The 15,870-nt window shown below is 37.1% G+C and carries 16 protein-coding genes; 8 read left to right on the forward strand and 8 right to left on the reverse strand.

From position 1 onward, the window contains the following. Window positions 1–66: 66 nt before the first annotated feature. Both J1905_RS22290 and J1905_RS22295 read left to right on the forward strand, forming a co-directional pair. A complete protein-coding gene (locus tag J1905_RS22290; protein WP_214229414.1) occupies window positions 67–660 on the forward strand; it encodes a YceI family protein in 594 nt (197 codons plus the stop codon). A gap of 125 nt (window positions 661–785) precedes the next feature. Then, complete coding sequence (locus J1905_RS22295) at window positions 786–1,190, forward strand: response regulator (protein ID WP_214229415.1); 405 nt, start codon at window positions 786–788, stop codon at window positions 1,188–1,190. Here J1905_RS22295 and J1905_RS22300 read toward each other — a convergent pair. After that, window positions 1,187–1,954 carry an MBL fold metallo-hydrolase gene (locus J1905_RS22300; RefSeq protein ID WP_214229416.1) on the reverse strand — a complete coding sequence of 256 codons (768 nt, stop codon included), beginning with the start codon at window positions 1,952–1,954 and terminating at the stop codon, window positions 1,187–1,189. The two genes, J1905_RS22295 and J1905_RS22300, sit on opposite strands and share 4 nt — an antisense overlap. A 147-nt stretch (window positions 1,955–2,101) precedes the next feature. On the opposite strand from J1905_RS22300, the gene recJ reads away from it, so the two are divergent. The 4 genes from recJ to J1905_RS22320 all read left to right on the forward strand — a co-directional run bounded on the left by recJ (window position 2,102) and on the right by J1905_RS22320 (window position 6,581). Continuing rightward, on the forward strand, window positions 2,102–3,805 hold the full coding sequence (gene recJ, locus J1905_RS22305; RefSeq protein WP_214229417.1) for a single-stranded-DNA-specific exonuclease RecJ: 1,704 nt from the start codon (window positions 2,102–2,104) through the stop codon (window positions 3,803–3,805). 9 nt (window positions 3,806–3,814) lie between these two features. Next, window positions 3,815–4,549: an LPS export ABC transporter ATP-binding protein gene (gene lptB / locus J1905_RS22310; RefSeq protein ID WP_214229418.1), complete on the forward strand. Its 735-nt coding sequence runs from the start codon at window positions 3,815–3,817 to the stop codon at window positions 4,547–4,549. 20 nt (window positions 4,550–4,569) lie between these two features. Then, the gene (locus J1905_RS22315) at window positions 4,570–6,081 is read left to right on the forward strand and encodes a GH3 auxin-responsive promoter family protein (protein ID WP_214229419.1); all 1,512 of its coding nucleotides are present in this window, start codon (window positions 4,570–4,572) and stop codon (window positions 6,079–6,081) included. 71 nt (window positions 6,082–6,152) lie between these two features. After that, the gene (locus J1905_RS22320; protein WP_214229420.1) at window positions 6,153–6,581 is read left to right on the forward strand and encodes a CBS domain-containing protein; all 429 of its coding nucleotides are present in this window, start codon (window positions 6,153–6,155) and stop codon (window positions 6,579–6,581) included. Window positions 6,582–6,686: 105 nt separating this feature from the next. Here J1905_RS22320 and J1905_RS22325 read toward each other — a convergent pair whose 3' ends face one another. From J1905_RS22325 to J1905_RS22340, 4 genes are all read right to left on the reverse strand, one after another. Then, window positions 6,687–8,726 carry a M13 family metallopeptidase gene (locus tag J1905_RS22325; protein ID WP_214229421.1) on the reverse strand — a complete coding sequence of 680 codons (2,040 nt, stop codon included), beginning with the start codon at window positions 8,724–8,726 and terminating at the stop codon, window positions 6,687–6,689. Window positions 8,727–8,817: 91 nt separating this feature from the next. Continuing rightward, window positions 8,818–9,276 (reverse strand): GyrI-like domain-containing protein, encoded by a 459-nt coding sequence (locus tag J1905_RS22330; RefSeq protein ID WP_214229422.1) that lies wholly within the window; start codon window positions 9,274–9,276, stop codon window positions 8,818–8,820. A gap of 61 nt (window positions 9,277–9,337) precedes the next feature. Next, a complete protein-coding gene (locus J1905_RS22335) occupies window positions 9,338–10,042 on the reverse strand; it encodes a helix-turn-helix transcriptional regulator (protein WP_214229423.1) in 705 nt (234 codons plus the stop codon). A gap of 32 nt (window positions 10,043–10,074) precedes the next feature. Continuing rightward, window positions 10,075–10,332 (reverse strand): hypothetical protein, encoded by a 258-nt coding sequence (locus J1905_RS22340; protein ID WP_214229424.1) that lies wholly within the window; start codon window positions 10,330–10,332, stop codon window positions 10,075–10,077. A 166-nt stretch (window positions 10,333–10,498) separates the two neighbouring features. Between J1905_RS22340 and J1905_RS22345 the strand changes: the two genes are divergently transcribed. Together J1905_RS22345 and J1905_RS22350 are read left to right on the forward strand one after the other, a co-directional pair. Continuing rightward, on the forward strand, window positions 10,499–11,620 hold the full coding sequence (locus J1905_RS22345) for a metallophosphoesterase family protein (RefSeq protein WP_214229425.1): 1,122 nt from the start codon (window positions 10,499–10,501) through the stop codon (window positions 11,618–11,620). A gap of 175 nt (window positions 11,621–11,795) precedes the next feature. Then, entirely contained in the window at window positions 11,796–12,674 is an 879-nt protein-coding gene (locus tag J1905_RS22350; protein WP_214229426.1) for a sterol desaturase family protein, read from the forward strand. Here the strand turns inward: J1905_RS22350 and J1905_RS22355 are convergent. The 3 genes from J1905_RS22355 to J1905_RS22365 all read right to left on the reverse strand — a co-directional run bounded on the left by J1905_RS22355 (window position 12,669) and on the right by J1905_RS22365 (window position 15,869). After that, window positions 12,669–13,205: an NADPH-dependent FMN reductase gene (locus J1905_RS22355; RefSeq protein ID WP_214229427.1), complete on the reverse strand. Its 537-nt coding sequence runs from the start codon at window positions 13,203–13,205 to the stop codon at window positions 12,669–12,671. The two genes, J1905_RS22350 and J1905_RS22355, sit on opposite strands and share 6 nt — an antisense overlap. Before the next feature lie 9 nt (window positions 13,206–13,214). Next, window positions 13,215–14,105: a pirin family protein gene (locus J1905_RS22360; RefSeq protein WP_214229428.1), complete on the reverse strand. Its 891-nt coding sequence runs from the start codon at window positions 14,103–14,105 to the stop codon at window positions 13,215–13,217. A gap of 165 nt (window positions 14,106–14,270) precedes the next feature. After that, window positions 14,271–15,869, reverse strand: coding sequence for a SusD/RagB family nutrient-binding outer membrane lipoprotein (locus tag J1905_RS22365; protein ID WP_214229429.1), 1,599 nt, complete (start codon window positions 15,867–15,869; stop codon window positions 14,271–14,273). Window position 15,870: the final 1 nt, after the last annotated feature.

Genomic DNA, 15,870 nt, shown 5'->3' on the forward strand with positions numbered 1-15,870 from the left:
TTTGTTTTATAAAATGTATCAAAAGGCTAAGATAGATCTTAGCATTAAAAATTAAACTATAAGACAATGAAATTAAAAATCACTTCCCTGGCATTACTACTAATAGTATTTGTCTCTTCGGCATTTATTGCGCCCGCATTTAAACCTACCTCCTATAAAGTTGATACTGAAAAATCATCATTAACATGGGTAGGTAAAAAACTAACTGGCAGTCATAATGGAACTATTGATCTTCAGTCAGGAAGTTTAGTTTTCAATGACAAAAAACTTGCAGGTGGTAACTTCATTATCAACATGGCAACAATTAAGGACGCTGATAAAAGTGAGAAGTTAGAAGGGCACTTAAAAGCTGATGACTTTTTCGGAGTTGATAAATTTGCTACCTCTGCTTTTGTGATTAAAAAAATTGCTAATACCGGAGCAAATACTGCAAATGTAACAGGAGACCTTACTATTAAAGGCATTACAAACTCTATTACTTTTCCTGCAACTATCGCTTGGAATGCTGATGGAACAGTAACAGCCACCGCTGAGAAAGTTCTTGTTGACAGAACTAAATTTGGAATTAAGTTCAGATCAAAGGGTGTATTCCCTGACGTTGGCGACAAAATGATCTATGATGATTTTGAACTAGCCATCAAATTGGTAGCTAAAAAATAATATATATATAAAAAAAGCCATTATTCATTTAATGGCTTTTTTTTTGCATTCATATTTATATCTGTTGAAACATCTAAATATGTTTTACTTTTAGGATAAACATTTTCTCTTTTGCACTAAATTTTATGACAAACTCTAAAATCAATATGCTTGTTATTGATGATGATGACATCAATATATTTATCATAAAAAAAGTGATAGAGAAAACGGGATACGAAGTAGATATGATTTCGAAGAGCAACGGGCAATTAGCTGTAGATTATTTGTCCAGTATAACCCACAATGTGGATATTTTTCCACACGTCATTCTGGTAGACATTAACATGCCTGTGCTAAATGGCTGGGAGTTTCTGGAAGCCTATGAAAAACTAAATATACTGAAGCCTGATATTTATCTCTATATGCTTTCCTCTTCTGTTTACGAGTATGACATTGAAAAGGCTAAGACTTTCAAATCTGTTAATGGATTTATTTCTAAACCATTAACCGTCGAAAGGCTTAAAGAACTCTTACAGTTAGTTACTCCTTAGCTTATTTTAAACTGTCCTTCCGTATACGTGATGTGGCCTGTAGCCTTACTCTTTGCATGATAAAATAAACAGTTCCAATTCTCTTCAGCGGCTTTCTTTCCAAATTCCTCTCTTAGCTCCATTGCCTTTCTTCCATCAAAGTCATACTTGGCAATAAATCTTCTTAGCAGTTCCTCCGGCTCTGGTAAAACATCACCTCCAAAAAACACCTTATCTACACCATCACTCAACAAAAACACCTGATGAAATGGGCAGTGTGCCCCTGTTAGTTCATAACTGATCTCATCAGTTAGCTGCCCTGAGTTTTCAACAAATTTTAGCTGAGCATTGCGTTGTAAGAATTCAAATATTTCAGTCTTATAAGAGGATGAAGTATTTGTAAAAGCACTTTCCCATTCTCCATGCTGAATAACGTAAGTTGCATGTGGAAAACTCAACTCCACAGTACCGTCTTTCTTATTATGGATCATACCCCCAGAATGATCAAAATGCAAATGAGACATCAAAACCATATCTACATCATCGGGATCAAAGCCAGCTTTTCTAATATTATTATGTAAAATCAGCTGACCATCTTCATCACTGTATCCTAAACCTGTATCAAACAAAACAAGGCTATCTTTTAACTTAACCAAAAATGGCTGTACATGAATAAAAAGAGAGGCGGGACGATCTTTAGGATTATCCTTTTCCGCATTAAAAGGTATAAATTTTTTGGTCGCGTCTACAGAATAAGATCCTTCGTATAAAGTGAAAACTTGCAATGGCGTAGTTATTAGTAAGAAAATTAAATGATATATTTACCACAATATCATTGCAAAGATAGGGAACCTCAATGAAGTTAACACTCTGGCAATAAAATAAACAGAAGTTCAGGCAAGCTTTGTAGAGAAAAAGAAGACAGGTATTAGATGAAAAAAAGATGGGTGCAAGCCGTAAAGGGCAATACAGAAACGACAGATTTGCTTGCACAACAATTAAATATAGATAACAGCTTAGCGCAAGTATTAATTCAAAGAGGCGTTTCTTCCTTCGATATTGCACGCGATTTTTTTAGACCGCAGATGTCTTTTTTACATGATCCTTTTTTAATGAAGGACATGGATAAAGCCATTGAACGAATTGACACGGCTCTTGCTAAAGGTGAAAAGGTATTAATTTATGGAGATTATGATGTAGACGGCACAACATCTGTTGCCCTTGCATTTAGTTTCTTTAATCAATTCACATCTGATATTGAATATTATATTCCTGATAGACATAAGGAAGGCTATGGCATTTCGACGACAGGGATTGATTATGCAGCAAAACATGGTTTTACTTTAATCGTCGCTCTTGATTGCGGGATAAAATCTAATGACAAAATTGCTTATGCAAACACCTTAGGTATAGATTTCATTATTTGCGATCATCATTTGCCCGGTGAAGAACTACCAGCCGCAATTGCAATACTAGATCCAAAACGTAATGATTGCCCCTACCCATTTAAAGAACTCGCGGGTTGTGGTATTGGCTTTAAATTGGCACAGGCTTATTGTCTAACACATCAACTACCTGCAGAAAGATATGAGCAATACATTGACCTGGTAATGGTTAGTATTGCAGCGGACATCGTCCCTGTAATTGATGAAAACAGAATCCTCGCATACCACGGGTTAATCAAATTAAACACAAAGCCGTGCATTGGATTAAAGGCATTAATGGAAATTTCGGGCAAGAATAAGGATTACACGTTGACAGATGTAGTTTTCACATTAGCCCCCCGTATTAATGCTGCCGGAAGAATGGATCATGCATCAGAGGCGGTTAAAATGTTACTTTGTACTGAAAACACACTTGCTCAGGAGCAGAGTTTATTCATCAATCTTCAAAACACGGAGCGCAAAACCTCCGATCAGAACATTACTGCCGAGGCACTTGCCTTGATTGAAGAATGTGAAATTCTCGTAAATAAAAGGACAACAGTAGTATATCATGAAAGTTGGAATAAGGGCGTAATTGGTATTGTTGCTTCAAGACTAATTGAGAAATACTATCGCCCAACAGTTGTACTGACAGCTTCTAATGGATTACTTACCGGCTCTGCCCGATCCGTTGCAGGATTCGATTTGTATGAGGCACTGCTTGGTTGTGAAGATCTATTGGTTCAGTTTGGGGGGCATAAATTTGCTGCCGGATTAACTATAAAACCTGAAAATATCGAATTGTTTTCTGATCGTTTTGAAAAGATAGTAGCTTCAACCATTACAGATGACTTGTTAAGTCCTGAAATTAATATAGATACGGAGATCAATTTCAGACAAATAGACGGTAAATTTCAACGTATTGTAGCACAAATGTCTCCATTTGGTCCACTGAATATGGCTCCTGTTTTTGTTTCACATAACGTATATATTACAGGGAAACCTTACGTTGTAGGTATAAAACATTTAAAATTAAATTTAAAACAACAAAATTCCACTATTTTTGAAAGCATTGGATTTGGGTTAGCAGAGTACGAGTCGCTGTTGCAACCAAACCGCCCCTTCTCTGTATGTTATACAGTTGAAGAAAATATATGGAAAGATCAACGGCGCTTGCAACTAAACATTAAAGCGATAGAAATTGATAACTAATAAACTTAGATGATATTAAGAGCTGAAAATCTGATAAAAAAATATAAACAACGTACTGTTGTTAATGACGTTTCATTTAGTGTTAGCCAAGGTGAAATTGTTGGTTTATTAGGCCCAAATGGGGCTGGAAAAACAACATCCTTCTATATGATTGTAGGCTTAATAAAACCAAATGAAGGAACAATATATTTAGACGACGAGGATATTACTACTGATCCGATGTACCGAAGAGCTCAAAAAGGCATTGGGTATTTGGCTCAAGAGGCTTCAGTTTTCAGAAAACTTTCTGTTGAGGATAATATCATGGCCATTTTAGAGATGACTAAAATGAGCAAAGAAGAACGCCATGAACAGCTGGAAGAGTTGATTAACGAGTTTAGCTTACACAAGGTGCGCAAGAACCGTGGCGACCTACTTTCAGGGGGAGAACGCAGAAGGACTGAAATTGCGCGAGCACTTGCAGCTAGTCCAAACTTCATTTTATTAGATGAACCATTTGCAGGAGTAGATCCAATTGCCGTTGAGGAAATTCAATCTATCGTAGCTAAACTAAAACAAAAAAATATCGGCATTCTAATTACCGACCATAATGTACAAGAAACTTTATCGATCACAGACAGAGCATACTTGCTGTTTGAAGGAAAGATTCTTGAATCTGGCACCCCAGAAGTACTTGCTGCCAATGAAATGGTAAGAAGAGTATACTTAGGCTCCAATTTCGTATTACGAAGTAAAAACTTATAATTCACTACTTAAACAAAAGCATGGCAATTGTAAATTCAATTTTTACCTGGTATATGAAAAAGCGCGTTCACCAGATAGAGCTTTTTATGAAGTACCCACATGATGTACAGGAGGAATGGTTCCACAAACTAATCTCAAGTGCTGAAGATACTGAATGGGGAGAAAAATATGATTACCGTACTATTGAAACCCCGAGACAATTCAAAGAGCGTATTCCTATACAAAATTACGACACTTTAAAGCCATATATAGAAAGAATGCTTAAAGGAGAACAAAACATTCTCTGGCCTTCGGAAATCAAATGGTTTGCCAAATCATCAGGGACTACTAGCGACAGGAGTAAGTTTATTCCGGTATCGGAGGAATCTCTACAGGAATGCCATTTTAAAGGAGGTAAGGACCTGCTTTCCATATTTTGTAACAACAGACCAGAAAACCAGATCTTAACAGGGAAAGGGCTTGTTTTAGGCGGGAGCCATCAAATAAATCAGCTTAACGAAGACTCTTTCTATGGAGACCTTTCGGCAGTACTGATTAAAAACCTGCCAATGTGGGCAGAATACTACCGCACACCAAATATTTCCATTGCTTTAATGGATAATTACGAAGAGAAAATGGAGAAAATGGCTATGGCCACCATTAAAGAAAACGTAACAAACATTGCTGGAGTACCTACCTGGACAATAGTTTTAGCTAAAAAGGTTTTGGAAATTACCGGAAAATCTAACTTATTGGAGGTTTGGCCAAACCTGGAGCTTTACATTCATGGTGCCGTAAATTTTAAACCTTACAGAGAGCAGTTCAAAGAACTGATTCCTTGTGATTATATGTATTATCTGGAAACCTATAATGCTTCTGAAGGTTTTTTTGGTATCCAGGACGAAGTGAATTCCGACGAACTTTTACTGATGCTTGATTATGGCATTTACTATGAGTTTTTGGCAATCGAAAAGTTAGATGATGAAAATCCCGACACATTAACACTTGAACAGGTAGAACTAAATAAAAACTACGCTATTATTATTTCTACAAATGGTGGTCTATGGAGATACATGATTGGAGATACTGTTCAGTTTACAAGCCTGTCTCCCTACAGAATAAAAATAACAGGAAGAACAAAACATTTCATAAATGCTTTTGGTGAAGAGGTTATTATCGACAATGCTGAGCAAGCAATATGCAAAGCCTGCGATGCCACAGGAGCAGTTTTTAAAGACTATACCGCCTGCCCTATTTACTTTAAAGGAGAAGAAGTAGGAGGCCATGAATGGATCATTGAGTTTGATCAACAACCTAATGATTTTGAACATTTTGTCGATGTTTTAGACCAAACTCTAAGGGAGGTTAATTCTGATTATGATGCCAAAAGGTTTAAAGACATGGCATTGAGACGTCCTACAGTACATAATGCGCCCAACAATACTTTCTACAACTGGCTTAAATCGAAAGGCAAACTTGGAGGACAACATAAAGTTCCAAGATTGGCAAACGACAGAAAATACGTAGAAGAAATATTGCCTCTGATGAAATAATTTTTTTTGTACAAGATAATGGTGGTTTAGTTTTTTTTAGTTAAATTTAAATAGCTAATTCTTAATCGCTTATGAAAACAGTACAACAAATACTTAATACTAAACCTGTACAAATTTTCTCAGTTACAGAAAATTCATCTGTTTTAGAGGCGCTTCAATTGATGATGGAAAAGAATGTAAGTGCGTTGCTTATTCTTGAAGGTCAAAAATTACAAGGTATATTTACAGAAAGAGATTATGCCCGCAAGATCATCTTGTATGGAAAATCATCTGCAGGAACTCCAATTGGGGAGGTTATGACTGCTGATCCAATCACTGTACTACCTACCGATAGTATAGACCTATGCATGCAGATCATGACAGACAAACATATCCGACATCTACCGGTAATGCTGAACAACCAGGTGCTCGGAATGGTTTCTATTGGTGATGTGGTTAAATTCATCATTGCTGACCAGAAACAAACCATATCCCAACTAGAGAATTATATCAGTAGTTAAAGAACTTTATTAATCTAATATTTAACAGCAACTCAATTACACTGAAAAGGTCGTATCACGTGAATGATACGACCTTTTCTTATAATGTCAATCTGGATTAAATACCTACCAGATCTTAACTCTTTTCTCTGGAGCTAGATACAAGGAATCTGTTGGTTTTACATTAAACGCAGTATAAAACTCCGGAATGTTTCTAACCACACCATTAACCCTAAACTTAGCAGGCGAATGAGGGTCTGTACCTACCTGATTTCTCAAGGCCTCATCTGTAGATTTATTTAACCACACCTGAGCCCATCCAAGTAACACCCTTTGCTCACCGGTAAATCCATCCATAACCGGTGCAGGTTTACCATTTAAGCTTGCTTTATACGCCTTTAATGCAATGCTCAACCCACCAAGGTCACCAATATTTTCCCCAAGAGTAAAATCACCATTCACGTTAAGGTCAGGAAAAACCTTAAACTCACTGTATTGCGCCTTTAAAGCATTTGTTCTCTTTTTAAATTCACTTTGATCCTTGGCTGTCCACCAGTTACGCATAGCACCTGTGCCATCAAATGTACTGCCCTGATCATCAAAACCATGACCTATTTCATGACCAATTACAGCACCAATACCTCCATAATTTACAGCATCATCAGCTGTCATATCAAAAAATGGCGGTTGAAGTATTGCGGCAGGGAACACAATCTCATTCATACTTGGATTATAGTATGCATTAACAGTTTGTGGTGTCATACCCCATTCTGTACGATCAACAGGCTTGCCTAACTTATTAAAAGTGCGATTATATTCAAATTCGGTTGATCTTTTTTCATTACCAAACAAATCATTCTTTACTATTTTCAGTTTGCTATAGTCTCTCCATTTATCAGGATATCCAATTTTTGGAGTGAACTTGCTTATTTTGTCAAGTGCTTGCTTTTTAGTTTCAGCACCCATCCAATCCAATTCTTTAATACTAACTTCATAAGCTTTCAATAAATTGCCTACGAGTTTTAACATACGTTCCTTAGCTGCAGGTGGGAAATGTTTTTCAACATACAATTTGCCCACCACTTCTCCCAAATTCCCGTTAACTACATCAACGGCCCTGCGCCATTGTGGCTTCTGTTCCTTAACACCATTTAAAGTTTTAGCGTAGAAATTGAAATTTTCCTGATCAAGCGCAGTGTTTAAAGAAGTTGCAGAACTTGTAACTGCACTCCATTTAAGATAATTCTTCCAGGTATCAAGCGAAGTATTTTTCAAAATATCGTTTAGATCCTTTGTATATGCCACCTGAGTAACAATCAAAGTATCATGATTCTTAACTCCGGCTTCTGTGAGCAATGTATTCCATTCAAAATCAGGGGTTAATGTACTCAGACTCTTAATTGGATAGCTATTGTAAAGTCCAGCCATATTCCTGGTTTCTTCCTTTTTCATTTGCTTAGAAGCAATCAGCGTTTCAAGTGCCATTATCTGAGCAGATTTAGCTTTCGCATCAGGAACACCAGCAAGAGTCAGCATGTTCTCTATATGTGCCACATACTTAGTACGGATGTCAGCAGATTTCGCATCTGTTAACGAATAGTATTCGCGATCAGGCAAACCAAGTCCACCCTGCCAGGTATAAAGCATATACTTCCTTGGATCTTTCAAATCCTCACCCACACTAACATTGAAAGGAATCATATTCCCTATTTTGTTAGCATAAGCAAAATAAGCAGCCAAATCTTTTCCAGAAGCAATCGCATCAATCTTTTTAAACTCAGCAGTTAAAGGTGCTAGTCCTATAGAGTCCCGAACTTTCATGTTCATATAAGACTCATAAAAGTCGCCTATTTTCTGCTCATCTGAACCTTCTGCAGGATTTCCCTTTGCAGCATTCTCAATTATCGCCTTTACGTCTTCCTGTGCCTTATCATTCACCATAGCTCCTACTCCATAAGACGCCTTATCCGAAGGAATTTTGGTGTTTTTCATCCAGGTACCATTCACATAGGCTGTAAAATTGTTTCCAGGAGTTACCGTAGTATCCATATTTTTCAGGATGATACCTGAATGCAGTTCTTGCTTTGGCTCCGAACTATTACAGGATGCCATCAACAGCAAAGAACAGGCAGTCAATGGAATACTAAAAGATTTTTTGATTTTCATTTATCTAAGAATTTATGAATAAGATATAAGTGTTAAACCAAATTTAACAAAAGATTATTACCTAACTTCCATCTAATCCATAATATCTTAATTACCTTATTCCAACATAAATTTCCACTTCTGCATCCTCAGGATTTTTAGTCTTTTCCCCGTACACCTCAAAATCAGCAACATAGGACCTATTCAAGTCAGTATTCCAGATCTTTTGCCAACCTTCATATACCACTCCATCCATTAAATTACCCTTAGCAATTAACTTAAGATATTCTCCACCTTCAATGGTTAGCCCTGTCATTCCATCAGGAATCTCTTCAAGAGAATTCACTCTACAACCTACCAGAGTGGTGTAAGGTTTCATGTAATCACCCTCATAATCTGTATACACACCGTAAAGGTCGTTTCCAATTTTATTAGGAATTTTTGAGGCTATACCTTCCGAATAAAATCTACCCCAAAGCGCAGGAATATCTCTTGCCCCTTCACCATTTTGATTACTTGTTCTAACTGTTATCCCTATAAGCGAGATGCCCTCAATCTGTTCTTTTTCCATAAAAATACTTCTTTAATGATTTCTTAGCACAAAAGTAGAGCAGCAATTTGACAACAGTATGTCAGGGGTTAGATTTTTCTTTACACAATTGAAAATATTCAGGCAGAGTTAATTTATGCGGGTCAAATGTCTGTGTAAGCACCGTCAAATGCTTTATTCTATCTAATCTGAAAGACCTATATTCATTACGGAGTCTGCAAAATGCAATCATTAGCCAGTTATCTTGGGTACTGTATACCGCAAATGGCTCCAACACTCTCGAAGTTTCTGCATTATCCTCTGCAACGTAAACAATCTCCAACAACTTAAAACCTGTGAGCGCAAGTTGAATTGAAGACAAATTGTTACTTGAACGGTCGCTTTCAATGTTATTTCGTATTGCAATTCTTTCCGAAAGTAGATTTACATTATCCTTCGTGTTGCTTTTCAGTACTGATTTTATCTTTGTTACGGCATCCGAATATTCATTAACAAATGAAGTATCCTTATTCCTCAGCACCAACTGTTCTGCAGTGATTAATGCATTTGCCTGACTTTCTGTGAAGCTGATAGGTGGCAAACTATATCCATCAACAAGAGAATATCCTTTTCCTTCTTGAGTAAATATTGGAATTCCACCATCTTGCAAACACCTGATGTCTCTGTAAATAGTTCTAATACTTACATTAAATTTCTCAGAAAGATAGGTAGCCGTAGAAAGTCTTCTTGTTTGAAGCTGGGTAAGTATGGCTACAATCCTGGATAGTCTTGATGTTTCGGTTTGCATTGAAAAATTTTAACCATCAAATATACATCCAATTAAGTACTCCATTTAAATTCATTTACCAACTGTTTTAAATCAGCTTCAGTTACTTCAGAAGGACTTGAAAATTGTTTTTTCAATATATGCTTTGGAACATTCAATGAGCCATTATTTGTTCTGATAATTGCGCCATTTTCGATCTGTCTATATGCGTGAAAATCGCCAATCATTGGATCTAACTCTGTAAGTCTGATCAGTAATTCGTAAAGTACGTATAAGGGTGTTGTCACACCACAAATATAGATTAACTGCATTTTAATGCACAATTATCATTATGTTAACACATCCTAAACCCTTAACAATAGATTCATCATAATCAATACAGATAAAGCTATATTACCATTTTTCATAATAATCAATTTTTAATGCTGGCTTAATATTGACACCTTAATTTTATAGTAATCACCAAACATTAAGATTATGATCAGCACAAAGATTCTTTACAATGCTGTTTTTAAAACAGATCAAGTTGATGACCTTGATAAATTTCAACCTTTGCCTGAACCTACTGGTAGTTACCCCTATCGATTAAACCTCGGAAATCGTTTAAGTGAAACTGTTCCAGGGAAAATGGTTTTTCATATGGTTGGTGATACCGGTGGACTAAAATCCGCTGACGCTCAGAAGCAAGTAGCCGAAAAGATGGCTGAACAACACTTAAATGCAGCTAACGAACACGATAAACCTGCATTCCTATATCACCTTGGTGATATAGTATATCACTATGGAGAAGCAGAGCAGTACGACGAACAGTTTTTAAAACCATTCGAAACCTATCCTGCACCCATTTATGCCATTGCCGGAAATCACGACACAGATATAAATCCAGACTGTGATTCACATTATGAAAGCCTCGAGGCATTCTATACTGCATTTTGTAATACCTGCCCTAAAACAATTCATTTCGGCACTCAAAGCAATAGAAAAAGCCAGGTTCAGCCACATGTGTTTTGGACAATGGAGTCACCTTTGGCAACAATAATTGGCCTTCACACCAATGTTCCAAAATATGGTCATATCACTAAAGAACAAAAAAACTGGTTTATTAAAGAGTTACAAAATGCAGCCAAGTTTCGCTCCGACAAAGCTATAATCGTTTGCATGCACCATGCCCCTTATTCTGCAGATACAAATCATGGATCAAGCAAACCAATGATAGAATTTTTAGAGAGCTCATTTGAAGAAGCAGGCGTAAAACCAGATATCATTTTTAGTGGCCACGTACATAACTACCAACGCTTTACTAAACAATATCAAGACGGAAAAACACTCCCTTTCATTGTTGCAGGAGCTGGAGGTTTCGACGAATTGCACCAGCTTGCAGATCCATTCGATAGTAATTACAGTACAAAAAGTGATTTATTCAATCAGGTTCAACTGGATAACTATTGTGATAACAGACATGGTTTTTTAAAAATATGTATTGAAAAAACGCCTTTCAGCTTTACTATTCAAGGAGAGTATTATACTGTATCAGGCTTAAACATTGATGAAGAAGCCAGTTTATTTGATAGATTTACAATCGACCTGACCGGAAGGTGATAATAGTCAGCTTTTTACAGCAAAACCGCTGATTGTGACACTATAAGGACAGATTTTTCTACAAATTTCAGGAATTTTGTTTCATTAATCATTACTGCGTAAACTTAACATTTATGCATATAGTATTGATTTTTAAGCAATAGTAATTTCGTAAATTTATAGAAAAGGACCCAAAATGACAGATTTGGATAAAAGTATAACAGTTGGAGCACTATTTGGCTTCGTCATACTGCTAACCTTGTTTGAAATGTACTTTAGTTACATCCATGATAAAAAATATTATCAACGACGTGACACCCTTACCAATGTGTACCTGATGGCCAGCGCCTTTGTTATCAATATCCTTACAAAAGCCGGAACCTTTATGTTACTTCAGTATTTCTATGTTCATTATCGTTTATTCCAGATTTCCAACACACTGGTTTATTGGATTGTACTAATTCTGGCCCAGGACTTTTTATACTGGTTCTTGCATTATACTGGGCACTATGTTCGTTTCTTTTGGGCAATGCATGTTACCCATCATTCTTCCGAACATTTTAACCTTACCACCGGCTTCAGATCTACAGTATTTGAGCCCCTATATAGAGTATTCTTCTATTTGCCTTTGGCACTAATGGGGTTTAATGCTTTTGATATTCTGTTTGCCTATCTGATTACTCAGATTTATGGCAACATTGTACATACCAAATCTGTTGGAAAACTACATCCGATAATTGAATATCTTTTTGTTACACCCTCACATCACCGCGTCCATCATGCCAGCAATTTGCGCTACCTGGATAAGAACATGGGGATGGTTTTGATCCTATGGGATCGGATATTTGGAACATTTCAAGAAGAGATAGCTGAAGAAGAAATAAAGTATGGATTAACCACGCAACCTGAGGATGTAGGCCCTGTAAATATCATTTTCCATGAATTTATTGCACTCTATGCTGATGTTAAAAAAGCCCCTACATTTAAAGATAAATTGAAATACATTTTTTATCCTCCGGGCTGGAGCCACGACGGCAGCACACAAACGGCACGGGTAATGCAACGGCAATTATAAAACCATTTTAGCTTTTACTTCATTAATTTTTGAAAGATATGCTTCAAGAAGCGCGGGATTTACAATCCCCGCTTCCTGATCAAAGTTCTCATAAAATGAAGGCAATGAAAAGGTAGCTAATACTTGAGCACCTAACTTAGGAAGTCTGACTACTGCAGCATTCATCACATTACCACCTCCAAATCCTCCGGGCGAAGTGCTCATTAGCAACATTGGCTTACTTTGAAAAAACTTACTATTGGTACGTGAGCACCAGTCCATTACATTCTTAAAAGCTGTACTGTAACTGCCGTTATGCTCTGCCAAAGAAAGTACAATCAAATCTGTTGCCGATATGTGATCTATAAGTTTATATGCCTTATCCGGATAGCCATCATTTGCTTCTCTATCTACAGAGAACAGTGGCATCTCAAAATCATTTAGATCCAGCAATGTGACCTCATGCTCCTTAAAAAAAGAAGTGGTATGAATAACCAATTTACGATTAATTGACTGGTGACTACTGCTTCCAGCAAAGGCTAAAATCTTCATTCGATATATTTAGTTCTTAATATTTCTACTTTGTTCTGGCAATGGAACAAAATCAGTTTCACCCGGCACAGGGGCAAAAGATTGTGAAATCCATTTTGTCTTTGCCTCCTCAATTCTTTCGCGGGTTGACGCTACAAAATTCCAGTAAATAAAACGTTCTTCAGGGAAAGGCTCTCCACCAAATATGTATATAGTCGAATTTTCAAGCATTACAAATTCGCAAAGCTTGCTGTCCTTGGCAACCAATAGCTGTTTAGGCTCAAAAACATGTCCTTCACTTTCAATTCCACCCTCAAGAATATACAATGCACTTTCACCAAACAAATCCTTACCTATTTTAACCGCCTGCTGTTTAGTAGCTTTTAACTCCAAGAAATAAAGCGGACTATATACCGGAACGGGCGAAAAATGGCCAAACACATTACCGGCAATAAGTTTAAAATCAATCCCATTTTCTGTCCACCGTGGAATTTCCTCTTCGTTAAAATGAAAAAACTCAGGATCCATTTCCTCCAGAACCTTTGGCAAAGCAACCCATATCTGCAAACCATGGAGCATTTTATTAGAAGTCCTTAAATAAACCGGAGTTCTTTCAGAATGAACAATGCCACTCCCGGCAGTCATCCAGTTTACCTGCCCTGGTTGAATTTCCGTTTCATTGCCCAAACCATCTTTATGTATAATGACTCCTTCAAAAAGATAAGTTAAAGTAGAAAGTCCAATATGGGGATGAGGAGGAACATCCAGATTTTCATGATCGCTTAAACATGTTGGCCCCATGTGATCTACAAAAGCAAACGGCCCCACCATTCTTTTTTCACGGAAGGGTAAGAGTCTGCCTACCATAAAATTACCAATGCTACTTGGTCTTTCTTCGATAATCAAGTGAATATTTGACATGTTATTTATAAGATTTTAACTGTTAGGACTAACAGCTGGGTTTGATGTAATGCTTCGTGAATTTACGTGAATTCCCTTACTATTACAAGGTTTTTCAATAAAATCAAACGGCCCTACAGTATAAATTGCAGGGCCGTCTAATCATTTACGAGTAGTTTCTAATTGTTATTGCTTATCCCACCACACTCTACCCGTTAGTTTATCTCCTCCTGGTACTGCAGCCGAAGCTTCTTTATAATTAACTCCATTACTAACATCCTCCTCTACAGGATAAGGGAAACGACGCGGAATAGTTCCGCCAGTTACATTGCCTGGATATACAACTGGAGTTAAATTCGGAACTCCAGTTCTGCGCCAATTGCTCCATGTTTCATAGAAATCAAGCATTGTGATGGTATGCAACCAATATTGAGTATTAATTTGCTGTAAACCATTTGCAGGATTATAAGGATGAGCTGTAACAAAACCGGCAGCAATACCATCTGTAATCGTTAAATCCGCATCATACTGACCAAGAAACGTGATTGCCTTTTTAACACCTTCTGCATAATGATCGGAAGCAGAGCCACCTATCCCCCATCTTTGAGATGCCTCAGCCAACAGCAACTCACTCTCTGAATAAGTCAAAATAAAGGTTAAACCATTCTTTTTTATCATAGCCGGATGTGGTGAGGAATATTCCGGAAAAGAAGTGAAAGAAGCATCTTGTCTGATGTCGCGATCAGCAACCCCACTCAAGTCTTTACCATTAGGCATTCCTTTCTGAACCGCGGGATTAGCACTAAATTCTCCGTTCTGGATTTTGCTCGCCTCATCTGTATACAACTTTATTACTGCAACTTTACCCAAACGAGGGTCATTGTTGCTTTTTAAAGCATCAATAAATGTTTTAGACCATTTAACATAATAATGTTCTTGTCCCCCATCACCATTTAAAACCTGGCTATTTCTGTTTTGGGTAACTCTGGCGCCTGAAACATCGTGCCTTACAAAAGCATTATCATCGTTACTGATCATAGTTTTCCCCACAACCTTTTGTGCATACGCTTTAGCTGTATTTTCATCAACTTTTGTTAGCCTCATTGCAATACGTAGTAAAAGGGAATTACCAAAGCGCTTCCATTTTTCTATATTACCCTGATAAACAACGTCACCTGTAACTTTGTCTCCATCCACTTTTAACGCATTAGTTGCCTCCTCTACTTCCTTCAACAAATCCATATAAATTGCCTGCTGTTTATCGTATTTTGGCGCAAGGTTTCCACTATAAAACCCCACACCTGCTTCCGAATAAGGTGCATCCCCATAAAGATCCGTAATGCGTTCAAATATGAGTGCTTTCCATAAACGCGCTACCTGATGAACATTAGCAAATTTTGGTTTATCTTTTGTGAATTGTACCACATCAACAATAGGTCTTACCTGCTCTATGTATGCACCAACTGCATTATTACCCCAATAAGCTGATGTGTAACCTGCATTAAGAAGGTATTTATCTCCTGCCCAATAACTAACAACACTCGAAAGCCCCTGCATCATAGTTGCAGAATAAATTAGGTTTCCCCTCCAGGTATCGTAAGCAAAATCGATACTTCCGGTATAAGTAAGCTGAGCAGTAGTTAAAATATAATTCGGATCAAAGTTAGTAGGGCCGTAGGCTATCGGATTGGTATTAATGTCTTTAAAATCTTTTGTACAGCTGGTTCCTACTAGAATACCAACAAGTAACATTAGGCTATATTTATTTGATATATTCGTTTTCATT

The sequence above is a fragment of the Pedobacter sp. B4-66 genome (assembly GCF_018492665.1).
In the GTDB taxonomy this organism is placed as follows: Bacteria; Bacteroidota; Bacteroidia; order Sphingobacteriales; family Sphingobacteriaceae; genus Pedobacter.

Coding starts and splice junctions, on each gene's coding strand:
- J1905_RS22290 (WP_214229414.1), top strand. CDS start 67: ATGAAATTAAAAATCACTTCCCTGGCATTACTACTAATAGTATTTGTC.
- J1905_RS22295 (WP_214229415.1), top strand. CDS start 786: ATGACAAACTCTAAAATCAATATGCTTGTTATTGATGATGATGACATC.
- recJ (WP_214229417.1), top strand. CDS start 2,102: ATGAAAAAAAGATGGGTGCAAGCCGTAAAGGGCAATACAGAAACGACA.
- lptB (WP_214229418.1), top strand. CDS start 3,815: ATGATATTAAGAGCTGAAAATCTGATAAAAAAATATAAACAACGTACT.
- J1905_RS22315 (WP_214229419.1), top strand. CDS start 4,570: ATGGCAATTGTAAATTCAATTTTTACCTGGTATATGAAAAAGCGCGTT.
- J1905_RS22320 (WP_214229420.1), top strand. CDS start 6,153: ATGAAAACAGTACAACAAATACTTAATACTAAACCTGTACAAATTTTC.
- J1905_RS22325 (WP_214229421.1), bottom strand. CDS start 8,726: ATGAAAATCAAAAAATCTTTTAGTATTCCATTGACTGCCTGTTCTTTG.
- J1905_RS22330 (WP_214229422.1), bottom strand. CDS start 9,276: ATGGAAAAAGAACAGATTGAGGGCATCTCGCTTATAGGGATAACAGTT.
- J1905_RS22335 (WP_214229423.1), bottom strand. CDS start 10,042: ATGCAAACCGAAACATCAAGACTATCCAGGATTGTAGCCATACTTACC.
- J1905_RS22340 (WP_214229424.1), bottom strand. CDS start 10,332: ATGCAGTTAATCTATATTTGTGGTGTGACAACACCCTTATACGTACTT.
- J1905_RS22345 (WP_214229425.1), top strand. CDS start 10,499: ATGATCAGCACAAAGATTCTTTACAATGCTGTTTTTAAAACAGATCAA.
- J1905_RS22350 (WP_214229426.1), top strand. CDS start 11,796: ATGACAGATTTGGATAAAAGTATAACAGTTGGAGCACTATTTGGCTTC.
- J1905_RS22355 (WP_214229427.1), bottom strand. CDS start 13,205: ATGAAGATTTTAGCCTTTGCTGGAAGCAGTAGTCACCAGTCAATTAAT.
- J1905_RS22360 (WP_214229428.1), bottom strand. CDS start 14,105: ATGTCAAATATTCACTTGATTATCGAAGAAAGACCAAGTAGCATTGGT.
- J1905_RS22365 (WP_214229429.1), bottom strand. CDS start 15,869: ATGAAAACGAATATATCAAATAAATATAGCCTAATGTTACTTGTTGGT.